The organism is Daejeonella sp. JGW-45 (assembly GCF_029360805.1).
Taxonomy (GTDB): domain Bacteria; phylum Bacteroidota; class Bacteroidia; order Sphingobacteriales; family Sphingobacteriaceae; genus Daejeonella.
Genome location: NZ_JARKNC010000001.1, coordinates 369,958 through 393,654 on the forward strand (window position 1 = coordinate 369,958; position 23,697 = coordinate 393,654).

Annotated in this window: 21 protein-coding genes; 7 read left to right on the forward strand and 14 right to left on the reverse strand. The window is 45.5% G+C overall.

The features are described from left to right. Nucleotides 1-2: 2 nt before the first annotated feature. The 4 genes from nrfD to P2W76_RS01705 all read right to left on the reverse strand — a co-directional run bounded on the left by nrfD (nucleotide 3) and on the right by P2W76_RS01705 (nucleotide 7,056). Nucleotides 3-1,481: an NrfD/PsrC family molybdoenzyme membrane anchor subunit gene (gene nrfD / locus P2W76_RS01690; protein WP_276345731.1), complete on the reverse strand. Its 1,479-nt coding sequence runs from the start codon at nucleotides 1,479-1,481 to the stop codon at nucleotides 3-5. A 21-nt stretch (nucleotides 1,482-1,502) separates the two neighbouring features. Beyond that, nucleotides 1,503-4,514 (reverse strand): TAT-variant-translocated molybdopterin oxidoreductase, encoded by a 3,012-nt coding sequence (locus P2W76_RS01695; protein ID WP_276345732.1) that lies wholly within the window; start codon nucleotides 4,512-4,514, stop codon nucleotides 1,503-1,505. A gap of 45 nt (nucleotides 4,515-4,559) precedes the next feature. Beyond that, the gene (locus tag P2W76_RS01700) at nucleotides 4,560-5,831 is read right to left on the reverse strand and encodes a cytochrome c3 family protein (protein WP_276345734.1); all 1,272 of its coding nucleotides are present in this window, start codon (nucleotides 5,829-5,831) and stop codon (nucleotides 4,560-4,562) included. A gap of 244 nt (nucleotides 5,832-6,075) precedes the next feature. Then, nucleotides 6,076-7,056 (reverse strand): deoxyhypusine synthase family protein, encoded by a 981-nt coding sequence (locus P2W76_RS01705; protein ID WP_276345735.1) that lies wholly within the window; start codon nucleotides 7,054-7,056, stop codon nucleotides 6,076-6,078. A 148-nt stretch (nucleotides 7,057-7,204) separates the two neighbouring features. On the opposite strand from P2W76_RS01705, the gene P2W76_RS01710 reads away from it, so the two are divergent. Together P2W76_RS01710 and P2W76_RS01715 are read left to right on the forward strand one after the other, a co-directional pair. Beyond that, nucleotides 7,205-8,095 (forward strand): alkaline phosphatase, encoded by an 891-nt coding sequence (locus P2W76_RS01710; protein WP_276345736.1) that lies wholly within the window; start codon nucleotides 7,205-7,207, stop codon nucleotides 8,093-8,095. A 55-nt stretch (nucleotides 8,096-8,150) separates the two neighbouring features. Next, the gene (locus P2W76_RS01715; RefSeq protein ID WP_276345737.1) at nucleotides 8,151-9,806 is read left to right on the forward strand and encodes a M28 family metallopeptidase; all 1,656 of its coding nucleotides are present in this window, start codon (nucleotides 8,151-8,153) and stop codon (nucleotides 9,804-9,806) included. Nucleotides 9,807-9,934: 128 nt separating this feature from the next. Here P2W76_RS01715 and P2W76_RS01720 read toward each other — a convergent pair whose 3' ends face one another. Next, nucleotides 9,935-10,429 carry a CinA family protein gene (locus P2W76_RS01720; protein WP_276345738.1) on the reverse strand — a complete coding sequence of 165 codons (495 nt, stop codon included), beginning with the start codon at nucleotides 10,427-10,429 and terminating at the stop codon, nucleotides 9,935-9,937. A 734-nt stretch (nucleotides 10,430-11,163) separates the two neighbouring features. Then, nucleotides 11,164-11,475 carry a helix-turn-helix transcriptional regulator gene (locus P2W76_RS01725; protein ID WP_276345739.1) on the reverse strand — a complete coding sequence of 104 codons (312 nt, stop codon included), beginning with the start codon at nucleotides 11,473-11,475 and terminating at the stop codon, nucleotides 11,164-11,166. Nucleotides 11,476-11,604: 129 nt separating this feature from the next. On the opposite strand from P2W76_RS01725, the gene P2W76_RS01730 reads away from it, so the two are divergent. Beyond that, the gene (locus P2W76_RS01730) at nucleotides 11,605-11,772 is read left to right on the forward strand and encodes a hypothetical protein (RefSeq protein ID WP_276345740.1); all 168 of its coding nucleotides are present in this window, start codon (nucleotides 11,605-11,607) and stop codon (nucleotides 11,770-11,772) included. Between the two features lie 28 nt (nucleotides 11,773-11,800). Here P2W76_RS01730 and P2W76_RS01735 read toward each other — a convergent pair whose 3' ends face one another. After that, nucleotides 11,801-12,406: a rhomboid family intramembrane serine protease gene (locus P2W76_RS01735; protein WP_276345741.1), complete on the reverse strand. Its 606-nt coding sequence runs from the start codon at nucleotides 12,404-12,406 to the stop codon at nucleotides 11,801-11,803. Between the two features lie 106 nt (nucleotides 12,407-12,512). Here P2W76_RS01735 and P2W76_RS01740 point away from each other — a divergent pair, with 106 nt between their 5' ends. Both P2W76_RS01740 and P2W76_RS01745 read left to right on the forward strand, forming a co-directional pair. Beyond that, nucleotides 12,513-13,157, forward strand: a complete 645-nt coding sequence (locus tag P2W76_RS01740; protein WP_276345742.1) for a hypothetical protein — start codon at nucleotides 12,513-12,515, stop codon at nucleotides 13,155-13,157. A 10-nt stretch (nucleotides 13,158-13,167) separates the two neighbouring features. Further along, nucleotides 13,168-14,628: a cysteine peptidase family C39 domain-containing protein gene (locus P2W76_RS01745; RefSeq protein WP_276345743.1), complete on the forward strand. Its 1,461-nt coding sequence runs from the start codon at nucleotides 13,168-13,170 to the stop codon at nucleotides 14,626-14,628. 614 nt (nucleotides 14,629-15,242) lie between these two features. Here the strand turns inward: P2W76_RS01745 and P2W76_RS01750 are convergent. Further along, nucleotides 15,243-15,725, reverse strand: a complete 483-nt coding sequence (locus P2W76_RS01750; protein ID WP_276345744.1) for a helix-turn-helix transcriptional regulator — start codon at nucleotides 15,723-15,725, stop codon at nucleotides 15,243-15,245. A gap of 168 nt (nucleotides 15,726-15,893) precedes the next feature. Here P2W76_RS01750 and P2W76_RS01755 point away from each other — a divergent pair, with 168 nt between their 5' ends. Then, on the forward strand, nucleotides 15,894-16,136 hold the full coding sequence (locus tag P2W76_RS01755) for a hypothetical protein (protein ID WP_276345745.1): 243 nt from the start codon (nucleotides 15,894-15,896) through the stop codon (nucleotides 16,134-16,136). 69 nt (nucleotides 16,137-16,205) lie between these two features. Here P2W76_RS01755 and P2W76_RS01760 read toward each other — a convergent pair whose 3' ends face one another. Beyond that, the gene (locus P2W76_RS01760; protein ID WP_276345746.1) at nucleotides 16,206-16,991 is read right to left on the reverse strand and encodes a CHAD domain-containing protein; all 786 of its coding nucleotides are present in this window, start codon (nucleotides 16,989-16,991) and stop codon (nucleotides 16,206-16,208) included. Between the two features lie 168 nt (nucleotides 16,992-17,159). Here P2W76_RS01760 and P2W76_RS01765 point away from each other — a divergent pair, with 168 nt between their 5' ends. Then, the gene (locus tag P2W76_RS01765; protein ID WP_276345747.1) at nucleotides 17,160-18,455 is read left to right on the forward strand and encodes an MgtC/SapB family protein; all 1,296 of its coding nucleotides are present in this window, start codon (nucleotides 17,160-17,162) and stop codon (nucleotides 18,453-18,455) included. 11 nt (nucleotides 18,456-18,466) lie between these two features. Here the strand turns inward: P2W76_RS01765 and P2W76_RS01770 are convergent, their stop codons facing one another. From P2W76_RS01770 to lptC, 5 genes are all read right to left on the reverse strand, one after another. Further along, nucleotides 18,467-19,039, reverse strand: a complete 573-nt coding sequence (locus P2W76_RS01770) for a DUF3109 family protein (protein ID WP_276345748.1) — start codon at nucleotides 19,037-19,039, stop codon at nucleotides 18,467-18,469. Nucleotides 19,040-19,205: 166 nt separating this feature from the next. Beyond that, nucleotides 19,206-19,979, reverse strand: coding sequence for a DUF3108 domain-containing protein (locus P2W76_RS01775; RefSeq protein WP_276345749.1), 774 nt, complete (start codon nucleotides 19,977-19,979; stop codon nucleotides 19,206-19,208). A gap of 115 nt (nucleotides 19,980-20,094) precedes the next feature. Continuing rightward, the gene (locus P2W76_RS01780; protein ID WP_276345750.1) at nucleotides 20,095-20,610 is read right to left on the reverse strand and encodes a DUF2480 family protein; all 516 of its coding nucleotides are present in this window, start codon (nucleotides 20,608-20,610) and stop codon (nucleotides 20,095-20,097) included. A gap of 220 nt (nucleotides 20,611-20,830) precedes the next feature. Next, nucleotides 20,831-22,942: a SurA N-terminal domain-containing protein gene (locus tag P2W76_RS01785; RefSeq protein WP_276345751.1), complete on the reverse strand. Its 2,112-nt coding sequence runs from the start codon at nucleotides 22,940-22,942 to the stop codon at nucleotides 20,831-20,833. A 171-nt stretch (nucleotides 22,943-23,113) separates the two neighbouring features. Beyond that, nucleotides 23,114-23,695 carry an LPS export ABC transporter periplasmic protein LptC gene (gene lptC / locus P2W76_RS01790; protein ID WP_276345752.1) on the reverse strand — a complete coding sequence of 194 codons (582 nt, stop codon included), beginning with the start codon at nucleotides 23,693-23,695 and terminating at the stop codon, nucleotides 23,114-23,116. Nucleotides 23,696-23,697 lie beyond the last annotated feature (2 nt).

Genomic DNA, 23,697 nt, shown 5'->3' on the forward strand with positions numbered 1-23,697 from the left:
CTTTATGCTTTTTCGTATTCCGCAACACGGGGTGAAACACTATCGTATTTTTCAAGAGACTCCTGATAGTAGGCAGCCTGCCCAGGATCGACTACTCCCTCCCGGATAAGCTTTTGCTTAGCCTGGTCACTTGAGCTCTTCAGCAATAACTTAACCTCAGCCATTGCAATTGCAGGCAATACCCTAAGGAATAACAGGAACAGGGTAAAGAACAACCCGATCGATCCAACGAACACACATACGTCAACCCAGCTTGGGTAGAACATAACCCAGCTTGACGGCAAATAATCTCTGTGAAGCGAGGTCACGATAATTACGAAACGCTCAAACCACATACCTATGTTCACGATGATGGAAAGGATCCATGACCAGGCAATGCTTGTACGTACTTTCTTAAACCAGAAGATCTGTGGTGTAAATACGTTACAAGTCATCATACTCCAGTAAGCCCACCAGTATGGACCACTAACCCGGTTAAGGAAAGCAAACTGCTCATATTCAACCCCTGAGTACCATGCAATAAAAAGCTCGGTAAGATAAGCCACACCAACAATAGATCCCGTCAGGATGATGATCTTATTCATCGATTCGATGTGGAACATCGTGATGTAGTTCTCGAAATTCATCACCTTACGTGCTACCAGCAATAAGGTCTGCACCATCGCAAAACCTGAGAAGATCGCCCCGGCCACAAAGTATGGAGGGAAGATCGTAGTGTGCCATCCCGGAACCAGTGATGTTGCAAAGTCCATCGATACGATCGTGTGCACTGAAAGTACCAGCGGTGTAGATACACCCGCGAGGATCAGTGAAACCAGCTCAAAACGTTGCCATGTCTTAACCGATCCATTCCAACCGAAAGAAAGGATAGAATAAATACGGCGGCGCAGGCCTGTTGCACGGTCACGGATAGTAGCGATATCAGGAAGCAAACCTGTATACCAGAACACCAATGACACTGAGAAGTAAGTGGAGATCGCAAATACATCCCATACCAGCGGAGAGTTAAAGTTCACCCAAAGGGAACCGAACTGGTTGGGTAGTGGTAACGCCCAGTAAAACATCCACGGGCGGCCCATGTGCGATATAATGTAAGTGGCGGCACAGATAACGGCGAAAATGGTCATCGCCTCAGCTGAACGGTTAATGGAGTTACGCCAGTTCTGACGGAAGAGTAAAAGTACTGCGGAGATCAGCGTCCCTGCGTGACCGATACCAACCCACCATACGAAACCGGTGATGTCCCAAGCCCAGCCCACAGTTTTATTCAGTCCCCATTCGCCGATACCGAACCAGAATGTCCAGCTAACTGCAAATACCCAAAGAGCAGCTCCAATTGCCGAAACGGTGAATCCGATCCACCAGGCTTTATTAGGTTTATTTTCTACAGGAACCAATATATCTTCGGTGACCTTTGAATAGGTAATATTTTCACCGGTTACTAAGGGTTCTCTAAGTATAGACTCGTGATGAGATGACATATCTTTATTGAATTTCTTGTATTAAACCTCTACAGTATTTCTAACTTTTGTTTGATATCCAATACCTGGCTTTGTATTGATCTCTTCAAGTACATAATAGGTACGCTCGCTCTTCAATGCTTTCGATACTTCAGAATTAGGATCGTTTCCATCACCGAAGATGATCGCATTTGTAGGGCAGGTCTGCTGACAAGCCATCTTAATGTCGCCATCTTTCAATGTACGCTTATCAAGTTTTGCCTGAAGCTTGCCAGTTTGGATACGCTGAACACACATTGAACATTTCTCCATTACCCCACGTGAACGGGTGGTAACATCCGGGTTTAACACAAGCTGTGTAAACTCATTATTCATGTAGTTATCAAAACGTGAATCATTCCAGTAGTTAAACCAGTTGAAACGACGCACTTTATACGGACAGTTATTCGCACAATATCTTGTTCCGATACAACGGTTGTAAGCCATTTGATTCAATCCCTCCGAAGAGTGGACGGTCGCCAATACCGGACAAACTGTTTCACATGGCGCGTGGTCGCAATGCTGGCATAACATTGGCTGGTGGATCACAGATACATTATCCATGCTTTCCAGATCATCCATCTCCTTGTGCTTTGTTACCTTAGCACCCGAGTCATTAATGGTGTAATAACGGTCAATCCGCAGCCAGTGCATCTCACGACGCTTGCGAACTTCATCCCGTCCTACAACAGGAATATTATTTTCTGCATTACAAGCAACGATACATGCTCCGCAACCGGTACAAGCGTTAAGGTCAATAGCCATAACCCAACTGTGACCCGGCTGTTCGTATTCAGGCCAAAGTTCTGCATGATTGATATGACGGTGGCCTGTTCCGGCATTCGGATCTTTTAGGTAGTCTTTTAAAGTAGTTTCACGAACGATATTCCGGCCCTCAATAGAATGGTGGGTCTGCGTCTGTGCAAGCTCATATATTCCGCCTGCCTTGGATATCGTTGCAGCAGCATTGCCCTGAAGCGTGCCGTTAACCAGTCTCATGAACGGATAGGCATTTTTACCAACTTCAGCAGCAGCTTTGCCTGCCATGGTGCGTCCGTAACCAACAGCGATAGATACTGTTCCGGAAGCTTGTCCCGGCTGCATAAGAACCGGCAAGGTAACTTCGTACTTATCAGTTTTAACAGTTACCATATCGTTTTCTCCGATACTCAACTGCTCAGCGTATTTCGGACCGATAGCTACGTAATTATCCCATGTAACTTTAGAAACCGGATCAGGTAACTCCTGTAACCAAGGGTTATTTGCCAGTTTACCATCTCCAATACCAGTGCTTTCATACACCTGGAGCTCAACCGCATTGTCGCCGGCTTTTGCAAGAGCATTACTCTCAGCTACAATTGCAGCTACCGCAGCACCCACATTACCTGCAGAGCTATAAGCACCACCTGTTTTAGGGGCCATCGTTACTGATCCTTTCTGTAAAAGCTCTTTCCAGCTGATGCCGCTTTGAGGAAGAACGGATTTAGACCAGTTATTCTGAATATATTGATAGTAATCCTGAACCGCGTTGTCAGACCAGATCAAAAGACCTTGCTCCGCATTACGGGTATTGTAAACAGGATTGATAGTAGGTTGCGCAATAGTATAGTAACCTTCTACCGGATTTGAGTCGCCCCATGATTCCAGGTAGTGATGGTTAGGTGCAATTACCTGGCAAAGAGATGCTGTTTCGTCTTTGCGATCAGCGAATGATACGCGGAGAGCAACTTTTGCAAGTGCCTCTGTGAATGCTTTCGGATCAGCATACTCGTAAGCAGGATTACTGTTCAGGAAGAACACAGCGCCAACAGAACCGCTATTCATTTCACTCACCAAAGTCACGAAATCAGAATCGATACCTGTGTACTGATAAGAAGGATTGTCCAGATCAATCGTTGAACCATAACTTCCAAGAAGGGAGTTAATAGCATTTACCACAGTTTGAACTGAAACATCATTCGATCCTGACACTACCAGGCTACGGCCTTTGGCTGCAGTTAATTCTTTAGCCGCGAGTAATATGGCTGTATCAGCTTTCTGGTTTGTAAGCTTCTTAACACCTGACACAGCTCCACCAAGCGCAGCGTATAAATTAAGCAGTGCTATACCTTCTTCAGATGGCTTTAAAGGAATACGTGCATCAGCATTTGTTCCTGTTAAGCTCATACCTGCCTCGAACTGTATATGGCGCGACATCTTTCCGCCTTTCAAAGCAGCAGCATTTCTCTTCGAAGCGTATTGTGTATTGAACTCAACGTGAGATATCCAGCTTCCCAGGAAGTCCGCACCAAAGCTCACAATTACGTCAGCATTGTCGAAGCGGTATCTTGGAAGAACGGCTTTCCCGAAACTCGCTTCGTTAGCTTTTATAATACCGGTATAAGAAACCGCATCAACCTGAACATGCTTGGCTGATGGATATTTTGCAATGAAGTCGGCAATTACTGCCTTAGTCGAAGGACTGTTTACCGTTGATGAAACGATACGGATACTTTTGCCGCCAACCTTAGAAAGCTCGGCTTTAACAAACTCGTCTATTTTAGCCCATGAAACATCTGCATCGTTAAGAACCGGCCCTTTTAGTTTTGATACATCATAGAGATCAAGAACAGACGCCTGCCCCTTAGCATCCAGCGCACCCCTGCTAAGGATACAATTAGGATTTCCCTCAATTTTAATCGGACGGCCCTCACGGGTTTTAACCAGAACGCTGTGACCGTTAAAAGTAGAAGTATAATAATTTGGAATACCCGGTACGATCTCTTCCGGCTTAACTAAGTAAGGAATTGATTTATGAACAGGAGTCTTCTGACAGGCTGCCAGGGTTACTGCACCCAAACCAAATCCCAGCGCCTTTAAGAAGTCGCGTCGTGGAGTTACGGTACTCAAGCCAGCTTCATTCAGAACCTCTTCCATAGGAAGTGATTCAGCGAATTCGTTTTTGTTCTTTTCAACGAAATCTTTGGTATTCTGCAGCTCTTCTAAACCTTTCCAGTATTTCTTATTGCTTTCCATGTAAGCTATATAACTGTATACGTATGTTTTCTTAAAATTCTATTCTTAGTAATGGCACTTACTACATTCCAAACCACCCAGCACCGCTGCTGTCACTTTTTCACCTTTTTTCAGTTTATCGTGAGCAGCAATAAGCCTGTCGTAGTACGGATTATCCTTGTGGTTAACCTCGGTCTCCTTATGGCAGTTAACACACCACTTCATTGTCAGCGGTGAATACTGATAAACCTCTTCCATCGTCTGGATCGGGCCGTGACATTTCTGGCACTCAATTCCTGCTACCGCAACGTGCTGTGAGTGGTTAAAGTAGGCAAGATCAGGAAGGTTATGGATACGGATCCACTCAACCGGCTTGGTATTTTTACCATACTGCTTGGTAGTTTCGTTATAATCAAGGGCGTGATAGATCTTCTGGATTTCAGGAGAAGTCTTACCATCATATTTATCTGATGCTGTAACATAGTTATGGCAATTCATACAAACATTCAGGGATGGTATAGAGGCATTCTTAGAAGTAAATGCTCCTGTGTGACAGTACTGGCAATCGATCTTATTTAAGCCTGCGTGAAGCTGGTGAGAGAACTTGATCGGCTGCACCGGCTGATAACCCGTATGCACACCGGTTTCCCACATGCCCATCCATCCGGCTGAACCAAGGGCAATAACCACCAAAAGAACTATGAACAAAATAAACTTCTTGTTCTTGCTTAGCTGCTTAAGGCCAGCAAGGCGGTCTCCTGATACTGCATCTTCGTCTTCAACCACTACTCCCTGCTTTTCGAGCATCACCCTTTCAAGGGTACGGATCACACGGTTCAGAACCACAATCACGATGAAAGCAATAATGATCACGGCAATAAGCCCGAAGATCATAAAGTTGCTTATCTCACCTGAACCTCCTTCTGCAGCAGCCCCGGCTTCTGTGCCAGCAGCAGCCGCCGCCGGTTTGGTTTCCTCTGCCTTTACATAAGCAAGAATTCCTTTGATATCATCATCCGTTAACTCCGGAAAAGCCGACATCATTGCAGGGGAGAATTTCTCAGCCTCCTTTGCATCGGGATCACCGGAAGCGATCAGGGCAGGGGCGTTCTTGATCCACTTAAGCAGCCATTCCTCACTACGGCGATCATTGATACCTTTCAAATCAGGACCAACAACAACTTTCCCGATGGCGTGGCAAGCCGTACATTTTTGCTTAAAGATCGCTGCACCAGCTGCCGCGTCCTGTGCGTTAGCTGAACTAACAGCTGCAGTCAGGAAGGAAACCAGTAACAGAGACTTTGTAACACTTCTAAAAAACAATGAGATGCTTCTCATATCGCGTATTTAATGCTAAAATTGAATTGTATGATAGAAATCAGCCCGTTTTGTGACAGGCGTCATTTTCGATGACAAAAGTAGGTTTTATTCGCTTAACCATGACATTATCATGACCAATATTAGTAATTTATAATCGTTCTAAACTAAACATATACTCGCTCATTATCAATTACTTAACTTGCAAGCAAACATGTTAGTGAAAGTAGCTTATAAACTTTATTGCCATTATTAAAACAAAATGCTATTGCCTTAAAACCCACGCAAAGATCAAGGGTGCAACAATCGTGGCATCAGATTCAACTATAAATTTAGGTGTATGAATATCCAGTTTGCCCCAGGTAATCTTCTCATTAGGAACTGCCCCAGAATACGAGCCAAAGGAAGTGGTCGAATCAGAGATCTGGCAAAAGTAGCTCCAGAAGGGAATATTTTCCATTTCCATGTCCTGGTACAGCATAGGCACCACGCAGATTGGAAAATCGCCAGCTATACCGCCGCCAATTTGGAAGAAGCCGATTCCTTTACCTCCGGAGTTTGCGATATACCAGTCGGCCAGCCAGCCCATATACTCGATCCCGCTCTTCATGGTAAGCGCCTTGATCTCCTTTTTCATCACATAAGATGCGAATATATTCCCCATGGTTGAGTCTTCCCATCCCGGAACAACAATCGGCAAGTTCTTTTCAGCGGCCGCCAGCATCCATGAGTTCTTGGGATCTATTTCATAATACTGCTCAAGATCGCCGCTCAATAACATCTTATACATGAACTCATGCGGGAAATATCTTTCGCCGGCATCATCAGCATCTTTCCATATCTTATAGATATGCTTCTGCAGTCTCCTGAAAGCTTCCTCCTCGGGAATACAGGTGTCGGTTACCCGGTTATAGTGGTTCTCAAGAAGATCCCACTCGTCCTGCGGACTAAGATCACGATAATTAGGCACTCGCTTGTAATGAGAATGTGCAACCAGGTTCATGATATCCTCCTCAAGGTTTGCACCTGTACAGGAGATAATAGCCACCTTATCCTGACGGATCATCTCAGCTAGTGAAATGCCCAGTTCTGCGGTACTCATTGCCCCTGCAAGGGTGATCATCATCTTACCTCCTTCGTCCAGATGAGTTTCATACCCTTTAGCTGCATCCATTAACGCAGCAGAATTAAAATGAAGGTAATTTGTTTCAATAAAACGGGAAACCGGTCCTCTTTCAACAGCCATAGTTTTGATTTTTAGACCGCAAAATTAGACTTCTTAAATGTAGTAAGCAAATGCAAGGCGCGCACAGAGAGTCTGCGCGGCATTTTATATTAATATGCGCCTTAATTATTTTTTTGTAAAATTGATCTGTTAACAATCAACCGGGCTAATGAATAAGATACTCAGAATTTTCATTGTATTGATCCTGGCCAATTTATCTGCCAGGCAAGCCAACGGCCAAAAGATAGAACACGTAGTACTGATCGGTTCTGATGGGTTTGGAGCGTATGCTTTTAAGAAGGCAAAAGTGCCGAACCTGCGGGCTATGATGCTGGAAGGGTCCTGGTCTTTGAACGCCCGAACTGTTCTGCCATCTTCCAGTGCACCGAACTGGGCGTCAATGGTTATGGGTGCCGGTCCTGAGCTCCATGGCTATACAACATGGGGAAGCCAGAAACCCGATATGCCTGCGCGCGAGCTTGATGAATATAGCATGTTCCCGAGTATATATACACTCCTTCGCAGATCCGATGCACAAAAAGAGATGGGGGTGATCTATGAGTGGAGCGGCATCGGTTATCTTTTCCCTAAAGCTGCAGTAAATCACGACCAGAACCCGGACGGAGATATTGCAGTAACAAAGGCAGCAACCGACTATATCAAAAAAAGTAAACCAACCTTTCTGTTTATACATCTGCATGATGTGGATAGTGTTGGCCACACTGTCGGGCATGACACACCCGAATATTATCAGGCGGTTGAACGGACCGACGCACATATCGGGTCTATTTTACAGAGTATTAAAGATGCCGGAATAGAGAAAAATACGGTAGTTTTATTCACCGCCGACCACGGCGGGGTAAATAAAGGTCATGGATCAATTTCCATGAATGAGATGCAGATACCCTGGATAATGAAGGGCTTAAAGGTAAAGAAGAACTTCGAGGTTACAGAAAGTATAATGACTTACGACACGGCAGCAACTATAGCCGCCATGCTTAAATTAAAGCAACCATCGGTGTGGGTGGGAAAGCCTGTCAGGAGTGCTTTTAAAAACTAGTTACATAGCCAGGTAATACGACAAAACCTTGCTTTACATTAAAATAAACAATTCTATGAAATCAAACCTGGGATACTTTGCACTGGCTGCCTTGATTATTTTCACAGCCTGCAATCAGAGCAGGCCTACAGCAGTTGATGAAGACGGACTGGCTACGCTAAGTGCTGACAGTATCAGGCTTCATGTTTCACGGCTTGCACATGATTCACTGCTGGGACGTAAGCCCTTCACCGCGGGAGAGACTAAAACCATCGCTTACCTGCAAAGCCAATTTAAGGAGGCTGGCCTGGAGCCCGGAAACGGAGACAGTTATCTGCAGGAAGTGCCGATGGTAAATATACAGACCTATGCCGATCCTCAGATGAGGGTATCGTCGCCGAAAGGAGGCTTCAGCCTGAAAGGCTTTGCCGACTATGTGATATGGACAGATAAGATCACCGACAAGGTCAGCCTGAATAATGACGAGCTTGTATTTGCCGGATATGGTGTTGTTGCACCTGAACATAACTGGAATGATTATGCCGGATTAGATGTAAAAGGCAAGGTCGTATTGGTAATGGTTAACGACCCCGGCTTCGCTGCCGGAGATACAACCCTCTTTAAAGGAAAAACAATGACCTATTATGGTCGCTGGACGTATAAATTCGAAGAGGCAGCACGCCAGGGAGCAAAGGGCTGCCTGATCGTTCATACTACGGAGGGTGCCAGCTATCCTTTCTCGGTTGTTCAGAATAACTGGAATGCATCAAAGCTACGGTTAGACGACCGCAGCAAGGCAAAACCATATACCGACATAAATGGCTGGGTATCTCTTCCGGCGGCTAAACGCCTGGTGGCCGCTGCCGGTATGGACAGCACCAGTTTCTTTGCGCAAGCTGATAAGCGGGGCTTTAAAGGATCGTCATTAAACCTGAGGCTTTCTACAAACATGAAAGTAGAAACCACATTCAATAAGTCGTTTAACGTTATCGGGAAGATCACGGGCAGCAAGAGGCCCGACGAGGTGATCGTTTACACCTCGCACTGGGATCACCTGGGAGTAGGTACGGCTGATGAAACTGCGGACTCCATCTATAATGGCGCCTTCGACAATGCCAGTGGCACTGCAAGTCTTATAGAACTTGCCCGCGCGTTTAAAAGCCTGAAAACCCAACCCGAACGTACAGTGATCATGCTCGCGGTTACTGCGGAAGAACAGGGTTTATGGGGTTCGGCCTATTATGCCCAAAACCCGGTATACCCCGCAGCCAATACAGTAGCCAATATTAATATCGACGGGCTGAACCCATTTGAAACTACCCGCGATATCGTAACGGTTGGTGAGGGACAGTCGGAACTGGAAGATTACCTCAAAACTGAAGCGGAAAAGGCAGGACGTGTACTGGCTTTTGAAACCCACCCTGAAGCAGGGTATTATTACCGCTCAGACCATTTCAACTTCGCGAAGGTGGGCGTTCCTGCTTTATATACCTCGCGCGGGGTAAACGTTATTGGCAAAGAGGAAGGCTATGGCGAGAAGACAGCTGCAGAATACCGCGAGAAACATTATCACCGCCCCTCTGATGAATATGACCCGGCTACGTGGACGTTTGCCGGCGGACTGGACGATTTGAAGCTCTTATTCCTCGTAGGCAAACGCCTCGCTTTTGAGACTACCATGCCGAAGTGGAAAGAAGGCTCGGAGTTTAAGGCGATAAGGGAAAAGGAGTAAACTGAAAATTGAAATGAGAAATGGGAAATGGGAAATGGGAAATGTTTGAGAATGTTCTTAAAGATGTATCTCCGTTTTCAGTTTTCAGCTTTTTCAATTTTCAGTTTTCAGTTTTCAGTTTTCAGTTTTCAGTTCTTCTTTTTCAAGTCCCTCATTAAATCCAATGTCATCCGCGCAACCCGGTCGATGGCCTGATTGATTATTTCCTCCGGATTACCCCGGTATACTTCCCTGAGACCGATGCTTTTTTCTTCCCACAACATGTGGATGAACATCGTGCCCACAGGCTTTTCGCGCGTTTCACTACCGCCGGGGGTTGTAAGACCGGTTACGGCTACATAAACCTCTGCATTGATCAGTTTCTTTAATTTCCTGCAAAGCTGCTCGGTAACTTCTGCTGATTCGGGGGTATATTTCCTGATGAGACCGGGCGGGATACGAAGGATATGTTCCTTCAGAATAGCATCATAGCACACGATCCCGCCTTTAAGAACTTTACCCGATTCGGGCGCCATCGCATAGGCAGCACAAAGGCTTCCTGCCGTAGCGCTCTCGGCAAACGTGATAGTGAGATTATTATCTGCAAGCGTTTTACAGCTTTCAAGGACAAGGTTAGAAGGCATAATATATTTTCCTGTATAACTTCTAGAAGAGTAATATGTTTGTTCAAACGTTAGTGAAACTTAAGCGGAAAAACCGCGAGTTCCTTGAAAACTCAGGAAAAAACGCTAATTGCCGCAAGTTTAACGTTAAACTATCTCAGTGCTTAGATAGTGTTATCTCTGTGTTAAAGCAGTGCTTAGGCTGTGAAGCGGCAATTAGAAAAATTTGCGGTTTTTATGCGGTTTTAGAAAAATGCAGCATGCCGCCCCAGCCGCTCTCAACTCTCCACTCCCCCGGAGGTCCCCGTGCAAGTCCCCTTTGCCACCTTATACACCGACCCCACCAGCCTCTTTCTGTACACCCCATCGTCCGTCATCCCGGGCGAAGCGAGGGATCCTTCCGCCCCATTCGTATTTCCTTACATAGTAACACCCAGGTGCCGTCCCACTGATCCACAAAACCTACATGAGCTATGCGCTTTTTCTCAGGAAAATAAAGCCCGAAGACGTCACCCGGCCGGGGTTGTGAAATGGGCTGATGGTCTCGAACTGCTTCTCGCTTTCCCGCTTCCCTACACGACCGCCTCCAGCACCAATCAAAAAGTGATGCCGCCTGGCGAAGGGAAGAGAGCTTTCCTTTCGACGCTAGTTCGGTTAGATAGGAAAGGCGATCGCCATATTCTCCATTAAAATTGGCACCTAAGGATCGGTAGCTATAACCACAGGTTTATAAATATCCGTATAAGTTATGGGATTTACTCACCTGGTTCCGTATTTCGCTTACGGCTCTTGAAAGTAAAAAAATTTCTCAATTTTCGTAGAGCACCTTTCAAACCGAAAATATTGATCCCGGTACCATACTTGGATTTCGGTAAAAGTTCAAAAACGGAAATTTCTAAAATATCGGCGATGTCGTATAACCGGGGGATCTTGATTTCGGTTTCTCCATTTTCCATCTTTGAATAGGCGGCCTGTGATATATTTAAATAGAATGCCATGGCATCCTGGCTGATGCCCTTCCGCTGACGCCGTATTCGTATTGCTTCGCAAATCTTAATTTCTTCCATAGGTATTTAAATTCGAAATTCCTATAACCTCAGCGACTAATTTACAACTTCAGGTTATAGTTTCGATGTCTTTATCTCAAGATTTTAGCCCTAATTCTTAATGGTGAGAAGAAATCTAATTGATCTGTTATGAGAGTCATGTCTGATGAAGAATTGGATCAGCTGCCCGGCGCAGCTAGCAATTGTTTAACTTCCGTTGTAACAACGGCCGCCGTCGGGGGATTATTTGGTGGGGTAGGCGCAATAATCGGTGCTGCAGCGGCAGCCACCGGGCCAAATTGTCTGGCCTGGTGGTAAAAATTATGAGGGGTCATAACTTGACCCCTTATATTATATCAGTTATCATCTTCGGATGAATAATTATAGACGTGGCTGCTCCTCCCAGGCCGCCACCCACGTGAATACCATAGTCAATTTCCCCCTTATTGAACTTTTTGGTATAAAGTAATATTATCATCAAATACCCAACCGCAGAATAGATGTTGGGGATATTATCGGCAAACGGTAAAGAAACATGATTTTCCAATGGGTGTAGTATCAAATAACTGCACATACATCCGATTGCAACTCCACTCGCTCCTGCAGAGCTATATGTCATGTCTTTTCGATAAATAAATAGGGACGCCAGGTGCCCCATAAGAAGGCTGCTTATGATTGTTAGAGCTAGTGTTAATCGTCTTGGATGCGGCCCGGATTCTTCAAGCCCTGAGCAATAGACGTACAGCATGAGAATGTTAATTGCCAGATGCGCTGTATTATTATGCACCAGTACAGATGAGAATATCCTATAATACTCTTTTTTGTGTATTACACTAGCGGGATGCAGAATCAAAGCCTGAAAAGCCTTTTTGTAGGCGATCGCATAGAGACTTACAGCCAAAATAATCGCTAAAAGCGAATAGGTGATATAATTGTCTTCCGGAATAATCATATAAAAAACATTGGTATAAACAATAACGTAGGGTTATAAATTACAATCTCAGGTTATAGGTTGAGTCGGAGCCTTAGTTCAATTTTGTTGTACTAAGCCGATGATAATGACTAGTAAATTTGCCTTCAATCCTTTTGTGCTCTTCCCCCTGAACATAGCAGTGTTGTTTTTATTAGTATATACTGCCGACACTTTTATCCTCAATGCAAATTTTTATGAGCAGGCCGTAGCTAATAGCGGGCTTAATTGGGAAACGGTACTGCTAAACACGTCTCCAAAGCTCAAACTTCTCCTTTATACCGCTTCAGTTCTCTTATTGTTACTTAAATATAGCCTGATCGCCTTATTGATCTACACTACATTTTACTTAAATGAGATCAAGGTTTCTTATCAGTCGATTTTCAGAATAGTGTGCCTGGCCGAGTTGGTCTTTTTAATCCCCGCTGCGATCAAGGTGGCTTGGTTTATCATCTATCCTCCCACAGGCCTGGATCAATGGGCGGCATTTTATCCCCTGTCAATACACTCCGTCTTTTCCGGAAGCTCTATTCCTGCTGCAATAACATATCCTCTCCAGCTCCTGAATGCTTTTGAGCTGATCTACATTTTAATGCTATCATATTTATTTTATAAGCTTCTTAAGAATGATTTTGATCAGATGATCAAAATCGTATTGATCTCCTATCTGCCAGGCCTGTTCGTCTGGACGCTCATTGCAAGCTATTTCACTGTCATGCTTAATCCAAGTTAACCCGGCGGATATGACATGGCTCAAAAACAAGCGGATCAGGAATTCTTTTTTCCGGCAGGTTGATCGCCAGGACTGCGGAATTGCCTGCCTGATGTCTGTGATATGGTACTTTAATGTGAGGATCGATTACTCAGCGATAAGTGCCTGTACAAAAGCCAAAAGCTGGGGGTTGACCATGCTGGACCTGAAAAGATTTGCACAGCAGGCCGGCTTCACTGCCCGCGGATTACAGATGAGCCCCGATGATCTTCACGATCAGACCAGCCCGGTTATACTCCATACGGTTAACTCCAGTGGATCTAATCACTTCATCGTTTATTACTCCTACAACAAACGGAATCAGACCTATCTGATCGGCGATCCTGCCACAGGTGTCGGGGAAATAAATTCCCGCGAGCTTGACCAGCGCTGGCAGAGTCGTGCCGGACTGTTACTCCTTCCTGATGGAAATGCAGCTGAAGCCGGCCGCAATGGAAAATGGCGGTGGTTATTGTCGCTGGTTCACTATGAGAAATTTCTATTGGCCCTGGTAACACTTTTAGGCCTGCTAACCGCAGTTATGGGTCTTAGTCTGGCTATTTATCTCCAGGTTTTAACCGACAAGATCCTGCCCGTGCGAAATTACCAGTATATGATCACCGGACTCGTAATGCTCGCGACCCTGTTTATTGTCCGGAGTTTTATTGTCAGTTATCGCCAGCAGATCGTCATTGCTATGGTCAAAGACTTTAACAGCAATCTGGTGCGCGAATTTACGCGCCATCTGCAAAAGCTCCCGGATTATTTCCTTAACAGCAAAACAACGGGCGATATGGTAGTCCGCTTTAATGATACGCAGAATATCCAGTTTGCCTTTTCCACTGCCGTAAGCCTCATACTTATTGACATGGTCATGCTGATCGCTGTAACCGGTTTTGTATTCTCCTATTCCATACCCGTTGCCATCTCGATCATTATTTTTATCGCTCTCACCATTGCCCTGGCATTTCACAGTGCTGATGGCCTTAAAGAACACCAGCAGCGCCTTACCGCTGATTTCTGCCGCACCGATAATATATTGATCTCCGCGGTTAATGATCTGAAGGAAAGGGGCCCGGATACAAATTTTGATCTCGACCGCAGAGGCTTTTACGACTTTGTGGGCTCGTCTGAAAAATTCTCAACTATTGTGAGAAAACTTTCATTGAAGTTTGAGATCATGGGTGCCGTCTTTTTTGCCGGCATTATCATCTATAGCTCTTTTTTAGTTATTGAAGGGCATTATTCAAAAGGACAATTCCTCGCAATGATCACTTTAATCGCCGGTATTTTCCCGGTGGTTCAACGCATTTGTACTACAGGGATGATCCTGATGGACGGAGTTATTGCGCTGGAACGTGTATATGCAATGGTGGTCGCTTCAGAAAAAGATGATCATGACCGGCCAGCCGCAGGGAACTTAGGGCTGGCTCACACAGCAAAAGAATGCTAACGAACCATTATAAACAATCCATCAAATCCTATGAAAGAATTAACCGTAACGATCGTAGCAATAATAATCCTCCTGGCATCGGTTCGTCGGAAACATGACATCATCCCATTAAAACCCGATATGAAAAAACAGGTCATCGGGTGCAGGCAGTGCACCGGAAGTTGGGATATAACGGATCCCGGTGAACGCCGTTAGGGGTGGTCGTATGTGATAAGATTTTATATGCGACCGCCTCCAGGGTCGGAAAACATACTTGAGTTATTTCTATAAACATTTGACCCCGAAGAGGTCAGGGCTGTTTTCCACGATGCTGTAAATAAAGCTTTCCGGATCACCGATCCGCAGCAGGGTTGATTTACTGATGCGTAGGTCTCAAGTGTGTTATACCGATTCAATTCGTGTCAATTCGTTCCAAAATTTCAAGTCACCAACACTTCTCCCAACGTTTGTGCTGTCCATTTACAACAGTATAGTTTTTTAACCCTTTAAAATTTGAAACAATGGGAAAATACAATAAAGGAATACAGGGAGCCTTTTCCGGCAAGGTCTGAGCTGTACCTTTTCTACCAGCATTCATGCGGGTGAGATTGCGGTTGCTTAATCTGAGAAATTTATCACTTCTTTTTCACATACAAATTCCTTCTCCCAACCTTAGTATATTGAAGTCTTCCCTCGCTTGAAAGTTTCTTAAGAGCTGTTGAAACTTCAGAAGACTCCGGCTGAATGCCATATGTCGATTCAAACTCCTCGAGGACAGAAACAACGAGTTTGGGTGTTTCGAAAAAGCCGGATTCGAAAAGCTGGTTTACACGGTGGGTGGTGAGTGCACGACTGCGACGATCGGGCGGAAGCTCAAAGCGGGGTTTGAGATCCAGTTCTATTTTGAATAATTCCGCAGGCTCCACGCCTATCGCCCGGCAGATAGCGATGCAGTAGCTGAGGTAAGTATCACCCCCATTTTCAATGGACGAAATTGTATTAACGCTGAAGCCCGTCATAGCTGAAATATCCTCCAGGCTATAGCCGCGATCTTTTCGGAACGCTCTTATCCGCTCTCCAATTTGCCTCGCAGAAGCTTCATCAAAATATTTGCGCACATAACAAATTGAAGTATGTTATATATCTATTCTATACAAGTTTATTTGTAAATATTTTGTGTATGTCAACGTGATTATATATTTTTAATATCTCAATATTTCCCTGCATTGTGATTGAATATCACACTGCATTCGAAAGATAATCTTGACTTACCTATCGCAGTATATATGAACCTCTCTGAAAAGCAACCGATATTCAGGTCCCCGGAAGCTGAACAATTTTTCGACTTTTACAGCCACGAGAGCGCTAAAGAAATACTATGGAAATGGTTTACCGCTACGGTTACCGATGGCTTTAGCGAGTTGAGCCAGGTCGAGAAAGAAAACATTATCAGCCTGTATGAGCGGTTGGACAGTCTGCTAGAAGGTATCCAATTGCCAGATCCAATTAAACCGGACAATAATGGATAGGCAGGTGATCCTCATTTCATTGATTATTTGCACTCCGGGCGAGGCTCCCTGCTAAAACTCTTCTCTCATTCACTTTTGGGGGTTCGAGCTTTGACTATTCTGGCCCCGCTGGTAAAAATCCTTCCCCAATTTACGCACCGCTGCTTTCAGCTTCTGCTCCTGCTTTTTGAGACCGATAATTGCAGCCTGGTGTTTTACGCCGCGCCGGTCAAAAAAGTCGATCACCATCGCCTGGTCGTGCCACTCACCGATAGCGGCCTGGATATCCTGCAGGTAATCTTCATTAATGGGAGGATCGATAACCGGCTGCGCGAGCTTGTAGTTATAGATCAGGCTCTTCAGCAGTTTACGGCAGCCATGAAGTTCGTTATCAAATTTGGGGTTAACCAGGCGCTTCGCGATTTGTTGTAATAGCAGGTTGTAATGCCGGATGATGTGAGCGTCATTTATTGACCGGATCTTTTTGATTAAGGATCTGTGGCTTTCCTTCAGATCTTTGAAAAAGTCTTTCTTGCAGGCTTCGAATTCTTTCCCGGCTTTGTTCTGTATCTCGCACTGTTCTTTAAGTATATCCATGCGGCCGAGCTTCATGTCCCGGATCATGTTAACATGCAGGTAGGCGTCGCGGATCTCGCCCGCTCTTTTAAAAATGCGGCGAACGGGTTTAAAGCGTTTTTTAAGCGGGTGCTTATCTCTATCGCTTTCCGCCAGGGTAATGAAGGCGCGCAGCTTTTTAACCTGGACGCGAAAGCGGTGCAGGTCTTCGGGTTCCTCATCGTTATACCATGCTTTCAGACTCCTTTGCAGCTCCTTCCACTCTTTTTCAAAATAATCCAGCCCGTCTTTCTTTTTCATGACTAAGTATACTGAATAACAACTTGTTATAAGGATAAGTTTTAGCCGGACCCGCGATGAAGAAGCCAAGTATGCTGCGATCACACAGAAGTAGAAACTTACCATGTCTTACTTATGTTATATTTAACCTAATTTATCCAATTCTCATTTAAACTCTCCTTCAAACCCATGAATGAACGGTTGTTAGATACAAGTACTATTTCGCCGGACCAGCTTACAGGGCTGGCCATCAGCCTGGGTATCGGCTTTTTGATAGGCCTGGAAAGAGAATTCTCCAAACAAGTAAAAGAGGGAGAAGAACAATTTGCCGGGGTGCGCACGTTCTCGATGGTAGCTATGCTGGGCTTCCTGACCGCTGTTCTGGCAGCTCATTTTGGTGAATGGCTGTTTGGAGTGGCGCTGTTCTGCCTGTTCGCTTTTGTGATCGTATCCTATTTTCAAATTTCAGGCGGTCGGGGTAATAAAGGAGGGACATCAGAAATTGCCCTGATCATCACCTTTGTGCTGGGCGCGGTGGTGTTTTTAAAATTCATCCTGTTTGCACTTATTGTGATGGTCGTGATGATGCTGCTGCTTGCTTTCAAGCCATCGTTGCATTGGTTTGCCAGCAAGCTGAACCGTAACGAGCTGCTCGCCATCATTCTCTTTGTGGTGATGTCTGCCCTGGTCATTCCTTTTTTGCCGGATGATGATTTCGGTCCCTACCGGTTATGGAACCTCAGGGAGATCTGGAAAATGGTGGTGCTGGTATCGGGCACAAGTTTACTGGGGTATATGATCGCCAAGATCCTCGGGAATAAAGGCACCCTGCTGGCGGGAATTGTGGGCGGCCTGGTCTCCAGCACATCAGTTGCACTGGCCTTTTCCCGCAAGAGCAGGGAGACCGGATCCGGGGCTTCCTCCTTTTACTATGCCATGGGGATTATCAGCGCCTGCACGATCATGTTCCCGAGGATACTGTTCGAGGTGTATGTGATCAATAGCCAACTGGCACGGGAGCTATGGCTGCCGGTGACGGTCATATCCCTGGCAGGCTTCGGGGCGGCCTTTTTGATCTACAGGTTTAAAAAGGTGAAAACCGGGAAGACGGATCTTCCTCTTAAAAATCCGCTTGATCTGGGTACTGCCGTTAAATTTGCCCTCTTGTATGCGCTTATCCAATGGCTGGTTATGTACAGCGGCGAGCAATTCGGGGATAAGGGGACGTACCTGGCGGGGGCTGTTTCGGGCATAACGGATGTGGATGCCATTACCCTGTCCATGGCTAAAATGGGGACTGCGCAGGAGTCATCCCGGCTGGCGATCAATACCATTCTGATCGCCGCAATGTCCAATACCCTGGTCAAGTTTATCCTGGTGATCGCTTTGGGGAGCACTGAGCTGCGTAAAATAGCATTCGGCGGATTTGCAGCGATATTTTTAAGCGGCGCCGGTTATTTGGTCTATAGTTTTTTGGCGGGGTAACAGGACTTTATTCAGGCGTCCCTCAGGCTTTCAACCTCCGTCTTCAGCTCCTCATACCACTCCTCACCATACTTCCTGATCAGTGGTCCCTTTAAAAATTCATGCACCGATACCTTCAGCTCCTTACCGAACGAACAGGCATCACTGCAGATGTTCCAGCGGTCGTAATGGAGTACGTCAAATTCTGGGTAACTGGTTATCCGGATTGGGTAAAGGTGGCAGGAAATAGGCTTTTGCCAGGAGATAATGCCTTGCTCGTAGGCTTTTTCGATGGCGCACTTAGTGATGCCGTTTTCCCAGGTTACGTAGGCACATTCCTTATTCGTATCCACACAGGGAGTAGTGTAGTCGCCTTCGAAATCTCTGACCCATGTTCCAGACTTTTCGATAGCGTCAATGCCCTTCTCTGTCATGTAGGGCTTCACCAGGGGGTAAATTTCCTCCAGAACCGCCAGCTCAGATCTTTCCAGCGGCGCGCCTGAATCTCCCTCTATGCAGCAGGCTCCTTTGCATTTGCTGAGATTGCAGACAAAGTTCTCTTTAATTACGTCTTCGTGGACAAGGGTGTTCTGGACCTGGATCATTTGAGTTGTACGTGATACGTTTTACGTTTTACGTCTGGGCGGAGACGAAAATATTTATTGATTACTATTTACTATTCACTGATTACTATTTATTATTTACCATTTACTAGTCCCCATTTACCATTTACTGATCACCATTTACCAACTACTCCTTACTAAATACTAACTACTTCCCCACCGCAAGCGGGTACTTCAAACCCTTTGCCGACATCAACTCCAGGGTGACAGATCCTACCAGGATCTCTACCTGTGCCTTTACCGGGATGCGGTTGCCATCATCCGTGATCCAAAGGTACAGTTTACTATCTTTTCTGAAGATCCTACCAGGCTGTATCGAGGGACTGAACTTTAAGCAGTTGAAGTAACCCAATGCTGTTTTAACTCTTTCCTTGCCTACATATTGTACCTCCAGTTTGGTAACCCCGTCATCAAGGAAGTAGTTCATGCTGAATTTAGAGCCTATCCGCAGGTCTGACATATCAATGCTGCGGGCGAAATAATAGGCCGAGACTACGTCAAACGTTTGTCCGTCGCCCTTAAAAGTTCCCTTGTTCGACACGATCTTCTTCTGGTCCTGGTAAAACCTTGCCCTGTCGGTGCGCCTGTAGTTCGCTTCACGGATATTTTCGGTATAAAGGTAGGGCGTCAGTTCCTTCCGGTCGATATAGGAGTCATACCTGTTCCTTACTTTATAGAATACGTTGAACGATCCGGCCGTCCGGCCCTCGGCTACGAGGTGGAAAACGGGCTTGTTATCGAATTTAACGTCGGTGTCTTCTACCCGGATGCTCGCCTCGGCCGCAGTAATGAATCCGTAACGGAGCTTGTAATTAAGCTGCTCGCCAACCTGGAATACCGGTTCCTTCACATTCTGAAGCCCCTGGGCGTAGGATCCCGAAATGCATACAAGCAGCAGAATAACCAATAATCTATATTTCATGGAGCTTATGATACAAAAAGTAAACCAATGTGAGTTGCGAGAAACGAGAACCGAGAGACGAGCTTCCTGCACGCGTTTAGTCCACTTTCAGCTTTCAGTTTTCAATTGTCAATTACTAATCCTTCCTTTTATAAATCGGCACCGTCGAACAAGGCTCTCCGTACATTATACTTTTAGAAACATTTGTAAGCTTTACAGTAAGGTCGATAAAGGCGGATTCAGGAACTGCAATTTCACCGCATCCTTTGATCACCACGCGCTGATCGCGGTACTTTTCAATATCCAGCTTCTCCAGTTCCCGTTCAAAGAGAATAGTTTCCAGCAGTTTGAGGTCGCCGAAAACGACCGTCTTTGCTACGGGAGCCAGGCGGTTTGCCAGAAGCATATATGCCCAGGTAGGCACGATGGCGTCGGCGGTACAGGTGATCGCAATATGTTTACCGGCATATTGGTCCCAGTTGTGCTCCCTGACAAACTCCCTGAAATCCTTCTCCCTTAAGATCAGGCCATGAAAGAGATTGTCCTTAATATCATAAAGCACCCGCTCGCCCTGAGGATATAGCTCCGCCAAATCAAAGCTGACTAAGCCGCTCTGGGCAACTTTATTGACTATGTTTTCTTGTATGTCCATTTCTAATGCTTAAACCCAAGCGTGTTTGAAACGCAAAATTGTTTTAACGCAAAGGATGCAAAGTACACGCGAAGAACGCAAAGTGGCTGCCTGGCCATCCGGCGATAGCCTTTGCGTCCTCTGCGAAAACCTTCGCTCTCTGCGTTTAATCCTTCTCCCAACAAAAAACCGGAAGCGATATAAACATCACTTCCGGTTACAAAGTTAAGGAATTAAGCGCTTAAAAGAACTTAACCCGGTTGTCCTTGATCTCTGCCTTATCGCGCAGAACTTTGAAAGCTTCGCCAGGACCACGCTGAATCAGCGTCTGAGCCACCTGAACCTTTTGTTTAAACGTGTTAGTAAGGGGTGCAGGGTTGCTGAAGCCATCTACGACGAATACGTAGATACCGCTCTCGCCTTCCACAGGCTGTGATAATTTACCTTGCTGTGACCCAAATATTGCACCTACAAGTTTATTCTCCTGGGCAATGCCCGGAATTACAGGGTTCGCAAATACGATATTCTGCGCCGGCGTAACCGGGCGCCCCACCTTTTGTGCTACCTGGTCAATAGAAGACGCACCATTACGCGCTGCATTCATTTTCTCAAGAAGCATTCTTGCTTTTACCTTATTACGCACAGGGGTTTCAATTTGCTTCTTAACCTGCTCCAATGGCAGAGTTCCTTTTTCGAAAACATCAACCACTTTTGCTACGGCAAATTTATTACCCATCTCAAATACCTGTTCTGAAACATCGCCTTTATCCGCGCCAAAAGCCCAGCGGATCATTTCCCTTGGATTATCAAGATTCGGGATCGATGACTGGGTGGCCACTACATTCTCGGCGATAAGTTTAGAGTAGCCCGCTTTTTTAGCGGCCTCATCAAACGATGCGGCATCATCAGCTGTGCTCAAAAATGCAGTAGCTTTTGAATAGGCTTCCTGCTGTGTTTTACTGCTGCTTGCCATTGATTTATCAACTATGGCAACTTTTGCAACTCTGGATGAGCCAACCTGCCCGGTGATCTTGATCACGTGAACCCCGTACTGGGTGGTAACAACTTTAATATCTCCTACACTGCCATTGAAAACCGGCTCTTCAAAAGCCGGGATCATAGCGCCCCTTGCGAAAGTTCCGAGATCGCCTCCTTTATCTTTAGTAGCGTCGGTTCCAAACTTTGCCGCTAGTTCTGCAAAATTGGCTCCTTTCGCCAGCAGGCCCGCAACCGAGTCGGCTTTTGCCTTTGCTTTATCAATACCACCTTCGGTAGCAGGATTAAACAAGATATGGCTGGCCTTTACGGAGTCAGGGCTGTTCTTAATATCAAGTACCTTCGCCATCTTATATTGTCCGTTAGAAAATACCGGACCGATGAAAGCTCCTTTAGAGGAAGCAAATACAGCTGAATCCAATTCAGCCTCCAGCTGGCCCTTGCGAACATAACTGACAGGCAGTTTTGTTTCTGAATTAATGCTTACAAATAAAGAATCGTTGGTAGCTGCCCTAAATTCGGCAGCAGTCTTCTCTACAATAGCTTTTGTCTCGGCGGAATCTGCTTTCGATGGGTTCGCATCGAATACGACGTACTCGAACGTCCGGGTTTCCTGCTGATTGTTGAAACGGTATTTGTTTTCGTTATAATAGTCTTTATAATCCTGGTCGGTGATCTTAGCCTGGGCATCAGGAATTGATGCATATTCCAGGTTCACATATTTAAAGTTAGCCAGTTTATTACGCTGGATATAATCTTCCTTCGCTTCGAGGGAGGTTACATAAAGACTGTTTTTAACCAGGTTATTATATTTCTGTGCTAACCTGTTCTCACGGATGTTTAATAGGAAGGCCGTCCACTGAGCGCTGACCGGGCTGTTCGCCGGCTGGGTTTTGATGTTATCAAGAAAGGCGTTCAGCTGGACACGGTTAAGCTGCCCGGTTTGCGGGTCGCCGAAATTCTGAAGGATCTGGGGATCCGGGTTTTTACCGGTAATAAGGTCGTTGAGCTCATTCTTGCTTACCTGCAATCCTAAACGTGCAATTTCTTTATCCATAAGTATCCTGGAAACGGACTGGTTCCAGGTATTCTCAACAATATAAGAGGTCATCTGCGGATCCAGGGTACTCTGTCCCATTTGCTGCTTGAAATTGTTGGTATTCATCTCAACCTGCTCGTTGAACTTAAGCACTGGAATAGCCTCGCCATCAACCTCCCCGACTTCGGTTTGGCTTGAATTCATGAACGATCCTCCCATCTGTACCGCATCACTTACCAAAAATGCAACGATTGCAAAACCAATAGCCCCAACGATGATAATCCCCGCCCGGTTTCGCAAAAAACTCATTATTCCCATATCCGTATTTTTATATAATTTTTTAAAGAGGGCGCAAGATACAAATTTTGAAAATAAAGTATAATAAAATTGTAACCGCTTAATTTAGTGGATGAAAGTGGAAAACTGAAAACTGAAAATATTAAGGACGCCCCATTTCAGTTTTCAGTTTTCACCTTTCAGTTTAACTTCTCAGAACCCCTGCTTCTCCGTTAAATTCAAATCCCCTGTTGACTGCACAATCTCATAATATGAAAAATCCTGGTTAGCCCAGAAACTATTGCCAAATAATACGTTGCCTTTAGAGTTAATAGTTACCAGGCGATTGGAGTAGAAGCGGCCTTTTGTTTCATCCCAGATGAGCTCTTCAGACTTAAAGGTCTCACCCTGGTTGTTTGTTGCAACTACATTTCTCTTCAGTTCCACGAATTTTTCATTTTCGCGCCGGATAGCGTAGTCGGCTTTTACATTGCTGGATTCCTGCTGATTAGGGTCGTAAAAAATGATAGTCACGCCCTTTTTCATTTCCACGTAGGGCTTTTGAGTCTTGTAATGAAGGTATTCGGGTGTGATCAGCTTAGCTTTTACCTGGGCAGAATCACTGTAAAGCACCGTAACACCTGTCGTTTTATCAACCAACACGGCTGTTTTCTTTAAGGATATCTGCTCGATATCCCGCAGGTCGTTCTCGCAGCCGGTAAGGCATGCAGCCAGGATAAGCAGGGCACCGGCCAGGCCTGCCGGCTGGCAGGGTATATGGCGGCGAAAGTTCATTT